This is a genomic window from Burkholderia sp. AU4i, from assembly GCF_000466765.1.
Taxonomy (GTDB): Bacteria; Pseudomonadota; Gammaproteobacteria; order Burkholderiales; family Burkholderiaceae; genus Burkholderia; species Burkholderia cepacia.
In genome coordinates, this window is the sequence record NZ_ASSI01000414.1 from 1 (window position 1) to 565 (window position 565).

General features: G+C 69.4%; 2 protein-coding genes. One reads left to right on the forward strand and one right to left on the reverse strand.

What is annotated here, in order from left to right; translation table 11 throughout:
• On the forward strand, nt 1–209 hold a 209-nt coding region (locus L810_RS48270; RefSeq protein WP_042978446.1), incomplete at its 5' end, for a DUF6331 family protein.
• Here L810_RS48270 and L810_RS43140 read toward each other — a convergent pair.
• A partial coding sequence (locus tag L810_RS43140) for a LysE family transporter (RefSeq protein ID WP_042978447.1) occupies nt 206–565 on the reverse strand: 360 nt, incomplete at its 5' end. The two genes, L810_RS48270 and L810_RS43140, sit on opposite strands and share 4 nt — an antisense overlap.

Consider the following 565-nt stretch of genomic DNA (forward strand, 5'->3'; position numbering starts at 1 on the left):
GCACGCTCGATCGCGCCGCGCTGGCACGGCTCGCCGACGATCTGCTGTCGGTTCAGCGTGCGATCGACGCGTTGCCGGCCGATCTCGTCGTCAGCACGCGGATGAACCAGTTTTTCAGGAAGGCGGTGTTAGTCGAGTTGCTCGCGCATATCCGGACGACTATCGACGCGATCCGGTCGCAGCGCGATGCGCGCGACGCCTCGGCCTAAATGACGGCGCGCACGCCCGCGACCACCTGAATCACGCCGAACACCGCGACGACCGCGGCCGACACGCGCGACAGCCCGTGCATGAACGCGAACGACATCCGCGTGCGCAGCGCGGCGGTCGTACCGCTCAGGCACAGCCACCACGTCGCGGAGCCGATGAACACACCGGCGACCATCAGCGCCACGGCCGGCCACATCGCGCCTTCCCGCGCTCCCGACAGCGGGCCGAGCGCCGCGAAGATCCCGACGAACGACAGGATCGTCATCGGGTTCGACAGCGTCAGGCCGAACGTCGTCAGGAAGTCGCGCAGGACGGTCGTGCGCGGCAGGTCGCGTTGCGCCGTCGACGCGGCCGG